Raw genomic sequence first — 7118 nt, 5'->3', positions numbered from 1 at the left:
GGCTTGGCCGGCACGGCCTTCTCGGCGTCGCGCTGCCAGAGAATCGAGCCATCATCCAGATTCAGGCAGTAGACCTTCCATTGATGCTCGTTCTTTTCCGGCGGATACTTATTCGCGTCGACGTCCTCCAGGTAGAGCCCCTTGCGCGGTTCGGCATCTTGGCCTGAGTTAACGCAGGTGGTCAGGAAGACGCGCTTGCCCCACACGATGGGCGAAGACCAGCCGAGGCCGGGTAGATCGGTCTTCCAGGCGATATTCTCGGTGGCGCTCCAACGCTCGGGCGGATGCCGTTCGGCCGTGGCGGGCTGCCGGCCAGTGAGAAACAGCGGCACGTTGGTCTCGGCAGTCGCCGCACCGTACATGCCGCAAGTCAGTTGAGTAGCCAAGAACACGTGGCGCAGCGCAAGCGGAGAGCGCATAATTGATACCCTGTAGGTGATGAGTAACAAACGTCCGCGCCACGGCCGTCGCTTATTGTCATCGAAAGTCAATCTCATTGCTATAGGGCGCCCGATTTAGTGGTTCCAGCGCCAGGGGTAAGATGGAAGTTGCAAACCGCGCAAAACCACAGGAATGGTGCCAACATGTCGGACGAAAAGTTGACTAGTGACCCCTTCCGCTTCACGCGCCGTTCCGCGATCTCGGCCGCGCTGGCCGCCGCAGGGGGCGCCCAGGCGTTTGGGCAGGTGGCCGCAGCCCCGTCATCCGAGCCCGCAGCCGTGGCGTCGCGGTACGACATGCGCAAGAGCATCAACCTGTGGGCCTTTCCCTATCCCGACAAGATGTCGCTCGAACAATGCTTGCAACTGGCCCATGACGCAGGCTTTGACGCCATCGAGCTGAACTACGATTTGGATAATGACCTGTCGCCCAAGGCAAGCACGAAGGAGTTTCACGCGATTCGCAAAATGGCCGAGCGGATCGGCATCGGGATTAGCGGCGTCTGTTCGTTCTTGTTCTGGCCGTTTCCGATGACCAGCAACGATCCGCAGATCCGCGCCAAATCACGCGAGCTGGCGGGCAAGATGATTTCCGCAGCCCATGATTTGGGCACGGACAATCTGCTAGTGGTGCCAGGCGCGGTGACGATTCCCTGGCGTACCGACTACGAACCGGTTCCCAACGATGTCTGCGAAGAGCGCGCCATTGAAGCCATTCGCGCCGTGCTGCCGCAAGCCGAAAAGCAGGGCGTGAACCTAAATATCGAGAACATCTTCTTCAACGGCTTCTTGATGACGCCCGACGAGATGGTCGCGTTCGTGGATTGTTTCTCGAGCGAACGCGTGCGGATTCATTTCGATACAGGCAACATCATGCTGTTTCAATATCCCGAGCACTGGATCCGCATCCTCGGCGCACGAATACAGAACGTGCACCTGAAAGAATTCTCGAAGAAGGGGACGGACTACTCGCTCGAGTCATTCCGCCCATTGCTAGACGGCACGACCAACTGGCCAGCCGTGCTCGACGCCTTTCAAGAGACGGGATATCGCGGCCACCTGACGTTCGAGTATTTTCATCCGTGGGCCCATTATCCCGAGGCGTTGATTTATCAGACCTCCGATGCGCTCGATCGTATGTTGGGGCGACGGACTGCGCGCGGCTAGCCCTGCGCGTGGGCTGCCACCGCAAACTGGAATGGTTGCCCTTCAGAGTCCGATCACGTGAGCGAGCGAGCGCATCAGCCACACGGCAATCAGGACGCTGCCCACCAAGGTGGCAAGCAGCATCGCGATGACGACGGCGACAAACAGCCTGTCGCCCCAAGTGGACTGCTTCCTTTGGTCCGGCGCTGTTGCCAGGTGATGCCGCAGGATGGCGACGTTCCATTGATTCGACTTCCAAAAAACGTCGAACAAGTCCCCCACGATGGGCAGCGACCCCACGACATAGTCGATCGCTACGTTCAAGCCCATGCGCATGATGGTGGTTCTTGGAACGCCATAGCGGGTCGCGGCGTGCAGGATATAGAGCGAGGCCAGCGACGAAAAAGTATCTCCGACGCCGGGAATCAGACCAAGGATGGCGTCCAAGCCGAATCGTATTCCTAAGCCCGGGACGCGAAAGGCGCTGTCCAACCAGGCGGCCAGCGCTTCGAGTTCTGGCGCTAATTGCGTGGGCACAGCCGGCGAAGGAAGCGGCGCGGACCGTTCTTTTCTTTGCGTACGCAAGTTTTTGAGTTGCGAGAGGGGAAGCTGATTGGCGCGACTCATATTGGGTTCTCTTGTTTGTCTGATGCGCTATGGGTTGTGCCGCAGCGCGGATTGCCAGGGGTCGAGCAAGGTTTGCTTGATTCACTACGCAGCGAAGACCGCGGTCGATCATCGCGTGAGCTTGCTGCTTCGGAATCGACCAGCCAGCGCGAATGGCAGCCACGTGTGCCATGCTTGAGCGGCCTGGATGGCGAAATGCCGCCAGATTTTGCTCTAGCGGTTTTTCCAGGCACGGTAGTTGCTAAAGATTCTTCACTGTCGATCGAAGAACTTGAATCCGATCGAAGGGCCTGCAGCGCAGGTCCCCTGGCCACACGGCACAAGGCCGCAATCGGCCGGGCTCCACAGACAAAAACAAACGGAGGCTTGCGATGGACCTCGTTACTACTCTCGTACCGGTGGCGGCGGCAGGCTATTCATTGGTTTACCTGCTCGCTGGCGGAGGATTTGGCGGAGCGATAGTGATCTTCATCATCGCGAAGATGCTGGGGCGATAGGGCCGACCAAGGCGGAGATGCAGATGGTCGCTCGCACGAGCGACGCCGAGAGTTAAGAGAAAAAAAGAAGGTGCCACAAGATGGCGCGGTGGCTCGAAGGAGAACGCCGCGCCACTCTGCGTGGCATTTTCTTTTTTTGCGAAGGATGAGATCCGTGAACTTTTTAGCGGCGGATCGTAATTACGCCCACGGCCAGGCGACCATCAGTGAAGTAGGGATCGCCGCCGCCGTTGCGCCCTTCGCGCGCTTCATGGAAATTGTCGACCCAGTAAACGCCGGCCAGGTCGCCGACGCCGTCGGTGTCTTTGACGAGCTTATTACGCTCACTGTCGACGTCTGGCGAAATCCGATGCGTGACGCCCCCCGTGGTGCGGCTAATTTCCACCCGAGTGTCGAACGTGGCTGCGCCCAACCACAGCGGCTCGCCATTGTCGTCAACCTCGGCCGAACGCCAGAAACGGACATGGTGTCGCTGCTTCGGGCTCGACCCAACCGGCTGCTCGAAGGCCACATCCTGCTTGCGGCCCCAAACATACAAATTGCTCACGGGCGCGTCCGCATACTGCTTACGCGCCAGCACGTCGCCCACCAGGCGCAGCGAGGTTTTGAGCGTGATCGGATCCGCCGGAAACCAGCCGGCCGTGGCCAATGCATGGTGCAATTCTTCTTCCGACCCGATGAAGGCAATGTTCACGGGGTCGCCCGCCCGGCCATGCACGTTCATCGTCACTTGCGGCGCCTTGGCGAGCCCTGGATGCGCCTTGATACCTTGGGCATGCGCCGAGGTCTGGTGCCCACCGCACAAGATCGCGACCGCTAGGGCTAGCGGTAATACGGCCGATCTAAGTTGGGGACCGACACGTTTGCGCGGGCATGCGAACGTTTCGACGAGCGCCGTACCATGCCTGCTCGACTTCCCTGTCGACATAACGAGAGCCCTTTATCGGTTCAATCGTAATGGGCCGGTTGACTTCCGGGCCACGTTTACTGTGTTTCTGTGGCGCGAGATGGTAGCGATGCCATCAAGCGCGATCAAGGCCGTCTTGCTGGCGCACTCATCGGCGATGGTTCGCTAGCAAAAGAAACCGCCGGGATCGGGAGGTCCGTTTTTTGAGCCCCTGGGGCCGGCGGGCTAAGCGCTCTCCTGGGGGCCACCGCCGCGGCGTTGCTGGCACATGTACGCGACGCGCAGGTGATCTATTCGGCATCCAAATTGCAGCACTTTAAAGCGTCCGGCCCAAGGTATCGTCGGGTCGAGATCCGGCGACCCCCTGGGGGTCGCCGGATACGTCGCCCGGACGCCGACCTAGGGTCCTGAAAGCACGTGCCAGGAGTCTGCAACTCGTGGTTTTAACTAGAAGGAGCCTGTCATGAACCGTCGTCAAATGTTGGGAACAGTAAGCACAAGTTTCGCGGCTCTGGGACTCAGCGGGCAAGTTTTGGCTGCGGACAAGGGGGACGACGCTCGTAAAGGTGAGCAATCGCCGCATGCCGCCGCCATGCAAAGGTGCTTGGACGCGTGTACGGATTGCATGAACGAGTGCAATATGACCACGCATTATTGCTACGAGAAAACGAAACATGGAACCGCCAAGTATCTAGACGCGCTGCACCTGGCCGTCGACTGTCAGGAGTTCTGCAGCCAGTCCGCCAAGATGATCGGACGGGTCAGTCCATTGATGAATATTGCTTGTCATGCCTGCGCAGACGCTTGCGAGAAGTGCGCGACCGAATGCGAAACTCACCCGTCGGACGAAGCCCTGACGAGGTGCGCAAAGGAGTGTCGAGCCTGCGCTGCGAGTTGCCACGCAATGGTATCTCATGCCGCGCATCATGCGGCCTCGGCAGGTCATAAGGTTCCGGCACGGTAGCGAGCGCGATATCCGCGGGCGCACGGAAAGGAGAAGAATAACGAGATACCAAGAATCATACGAATAACGAGGGATGCTTTATTCGTATGATTCGTGGTTCAACTATCGCGGCCGGCGAACGTCGAGCGGGGATTTAGCGGTTGAGTATTGTCAACAGACTGCGCGGTGGCGAGAATCACGCGAACAGATCCATTCTGTCCGCGAGGTCTCTGCCCATGACAGCCGATCACGAATCGCTCTCAGATGCCACGCGCGAGTGGCTGGCCGTCGGTCGCCATGAAAACATTGCGGGCCATCGCATCTTTGTCGTTGAGCAGGGGCCGGACAATCCTCGGCCGCCCGAGAAACGTGCCGCTGTGGTTCTCCTGCACGGGTTCCCGACGTCTTGCTACGACTGGCATGGTGTCATGCGATTGGTGCGGCGGCAGTTTCGTGTCTTCGCCGCGGATTTTCTAGGGTTTGGGTTGTCAGACAAGCCCGCTGCGTATGGCTACTCCCTCTTTCCGCAGGCTGATCTGCTGGAGGAATTGCTGCAGCGCTTGGACGTGCCAGCCGCGCATGTCGTGAGCCACGACATGGGGACCAGCGTGCATTGCGAATTGTTGGCTCGACAAGCCGAGGAGAGATTGACCTTCCACGTCGAGCGATCGACATTTCTTAACGGTAGCATGCTGCAATGGCTCGCCAAAATCACGCCACTGCAGGAACTATTGGCGAATAATGCTTCGCTGCCGCAGGCCATCGAATTCTGCCGCACTGCGCTACCGGGTATGTACGTGGCTGCATTGCGAGGCTTAATGCGGCGCCCCGAGGCAATCACCGAACGTGATGCGCAAGTGATGGACGAGTTGTTGCGCTATCAGGAGGGGTATTTGCGGCTGCCAGCGCTGGCCGGGTACATGCGCGAACGATATCTCTACGCGGATCGTTGGGTGGGGGTGCTAGAGAAGACCACTTCCCCGCTTCAGTTTGTTTGGGCCGATGGCGACCCGATTGCACATGTAGAGATGGGGCGCGAACTGGCGCGGCGCTGCCCACAAGCGGCTTACCACGAACTGCCGGACTTGGGCCACTTTTTATTGATCGAAGATCCCGTTGCCGTGGCTGAAAGGATCGAGCAGTTCAGCCTGAAATAGCCGTCGCGTCTAGGGGGCCGGCGCGGCGGGGATCGTGACGCCACGCTGTGTGAGTGCCGCCGCCAAAGCGCTTTGCGGCTCGCGTGCCGCTCGTTCGGCCAGGGAAGCTTCTAGTGCCGCCATTGCGCCCGGGAACTGGTTGATCCTGGTAAGCTCTGCCTCGAGACGCTGAACGACTTCCTGATCATGCGGACCCGGATTGGATGCCTTGGCCTTCTCTTGGGCCATGGCCATTCCGCGAAGTCCCAGGCCCGCCGACGGCGGGGGCACGGGTTCGACCTTCGGCAGACCTCCAGCTTGTCTGATCTGCCTGATGTAATCGACGCCCAGCGAAGTCGACTCTGCCCACTGGGACGCCCATCGTTTGGCGGAGTCGGTGTCGTTAATCTGCACGAGGCATTCTAGCAATTTATCCTGCGCAGCCTGCACGTTTTTCACTAAACCAAGCAATTCGTCGCGGGATTTCTGCGCCGCGGCCGTCTCGCCGGCTGACGGTTGAGAATCAGGCACCAGGCGCACAAGTGGAATCCTCTTCAGCCAAGCCGTCGGATCGACCTGCGCTGGTGGCGCGGCGGTCGATGCAGGAGGAGGGTTCCGTCCTCCGATCGGTAGCGGGCCCGCGCCGGTCTGAGCGGCCATTTCGGCCCGACGGCGCGCAGCTGCCGCCGCTAGCGGGTCCATGCGTGGGCCTGAGGGTGGAACGGATGCGGCTGGCTCGGCTGGTGGGGCAGCCGGTGTTACGGTCGCGGCAGGCTGGGTCACACTTGGGGCAGTCTGACTTATGCTCGGGGCCGGCGCGGGTGATACGGCAGCGGCAGCCGGTGCTGACGGTGGCGGTGTCGAAACTGGCGACGTTGAAATACTTGGTTGCGGGGAAGTGGGCGCCGGTAGGGGCGCTTGCGCGACCATCGTCGTAGTGGCGGTCGGACCGGAAAGCACCATGACCAAGATCAGCCCTATGACGAGTGCCGTGATGGCGGCGGCGCCACCGTAAACGGCCATCGGCGGCAAGCCCAAGAGCTTATTGCCACCTCCTTTGGATTTTCCCCCTGACAGTTTGGGCCCGGTGAGGGAGGCGGGCGAGGTCGCATCGGCGCCCGTGTCTGTGCCGGCACCCTCGTCGAGCATGTCAAACATGCCGCCGTCCAAATCCTGCGCGGGGATAGGTGTCTCGGTCAGCGCAATCGTGTCGACGTTACTCACTGTTTTTTTACTGTCCTCGCTGGCCGCGGCGACAGCTTCTGGCACGCGTTGTTTGTTTTTGCACTTGGGACAGACGATTTGTTTGCCAGCCGCGTTGGGGGGCACACGCATCTTTGTCGCGCACTTGGAGCAGACGATGCGTTGAACGTCGTCGACATTGGCCGCCGGTTTTGCCGCGACCGCATTCGTAGCGACAGG

At 60.2% G+C, this 7118-nt stretch carries 8 protein-coding genes; 4 read left to right on the top strand and 4 right to left on the bottom strand.

Going from position 1 to position 7118, the window contains the following annotated elements; genetic code table 11:
* On the bottom strand, window positions 1-419 hold a 419-nt coding region (locus tag VGG64_21245), incomplete at its 3' end, for a PQQ-binding-like beta-propeller repeat protein (protein ID HEY1602142.1).
* Between the two features lie 165 nt (window positions 420-584).
* On the opposite strand from VGG64_21245, the gene VGG64_21240 reads away from it, so the two are divergent.
* Window positions 585-1607, top strand: coding sequence for a sugar phosphate isomerase/epimerase family protein (locus tag VGG64_21240; protein ID HEY1602141.1), 1023 nt, complete (start codon window positions 585-587; stop codon window positions 1605-1607).
* A 42-nt stretch (window positions 1608-1649) separates the two neighbouring features.
* On the opposite strand, the gene VGG64_21235 is transcribed toward VGG64_21240, so the two are convergent.
* Window positions 1650-2213 (bottom strand): DUF4112 domain-containing protein, encoded by a 564-nt coding sequence (locus tag VGG64_21235; protein HEY1602140.1) that lies wholly within the window; start codon window positions 2211-2213, stop codon window positions 1650-1652.
* Between the two features lie 371 nt (window positions 2214-2584).
* Here VGG64_21235 and VGG64_21230 point away from each other — a divergent pair, with 371 nt between their 5' ends.
* The gene (locus tag VGG64_21230; protein HEY1602139.1) at window positions 2585-2710 is read left to right on the top strand and encodes a hypothetical protein; all 126 of its coding nucleotides are present in this window, start codon (window positions 2585-2587) and stop codon (window positions 2708-2710) included.
* A gap of 163 nt (window positions 2711-2873) precedes the next feature.
* On the opposite strand, the gene VGG64_21225 is transcribed toward VGG64_21230, so the two are convergent.
* Window positions 2874-3638, bottom strand: coding sequence for an LssY C-terminal domain-containing protein (locus VGG64_21225; GenBank protein HEY1602138.1), 765 nt, complete (start codon window positions 3636-3638; stop codon window positions 2874-2876).
* 442 nt (window positions 3639-4080) lie between these two features.
* Between VGG64_21225 and VGG64_21220 the strand changes: the two genes are divergently transcribed.
* Complete coding sequence (locus VGG64_21220; protein HEY1602137.1) at window positions 4081-4581, top strand: four-helix bundle copper-binding protein; 501 nt, start codon at window positions 4081-4083, stop codon at window positions 4579-4581.
* Window positions 4582-4796: 215 nt separating this feature from the next.
* A complete protein-coding gene (locus VGG64_21215) occupies window positions 4797-5717 on the top strand; it encodes an alpha/beta hydrolase (protein ID HEY1602136.1) in 921 nt (306 codons plus the stop codon).
* A gap of 9 nt (window positions 5718-5726) precedes the next feature.
* Here the strand turns inward: VGG64_21215 and VGG64_21210 are convergent.
* Window positions 5727-7118: hypothetical protein (locus tag VGG64_21210; protein HEY1602135.1), on the bottom strand; the 1392-nt coding region annotated here is incomplete at its 5' end.

It is taken from the genome of Pirellulales bacterium (assembly GCA_036490175.1).
GTDB lineage: Bacteria > Planctomycetota > Planctomycetia > Pirellulales > JACPPG01 > JACPPG01.
Note: the sequence above shows the minus strand (reverse complement) of the source record. Positions and strands in the feature narration are given on the sequence as shown.

Coding starts and splice junctions, on each gene's coding strand:
- VGG64_21235 (HEY1602140.1), bottom strand. CDS start 2,213: ATGAGTCGCGCCAATCAGCTTCCCCTCTCGCAACTCAAAAACTTGCGT.
- VGG64_21225 (HEY1602138.1), bottom strand. CDS start 3,638: ATGTCGACAGGGAAGTCGAGCAGGCATGGTACGGCGCTCGTCGAAACG.
- VGG64_21215 (HEY1602136.1), top strand. CDS start 4,797: ATGACAGCCGATCACGAATCGCTCTCAGATGCCACGCGCGAGTGGCTG.
- VGG64_21240 (HEY1602141.1), top strand. CDS start 585: ATGTCGGACGAAAAGTTGACTAGTGACCCCTTCCGCTTCACGCGCCGT.
- VGG64_21230 (HEY1602139.1), top strand. CDS start 2,585: ATGGACCTCGTTACTACTCTCGTACCGGTGGCGGCGGCAGGCTATTCA.
- VGG64_21220 (HEY1602137.1), top strand. CDS start 4,081: ATGAACCGTCGTCAAATGTTGGGAACAGTAAGCACAAGTTTCGCGGCT.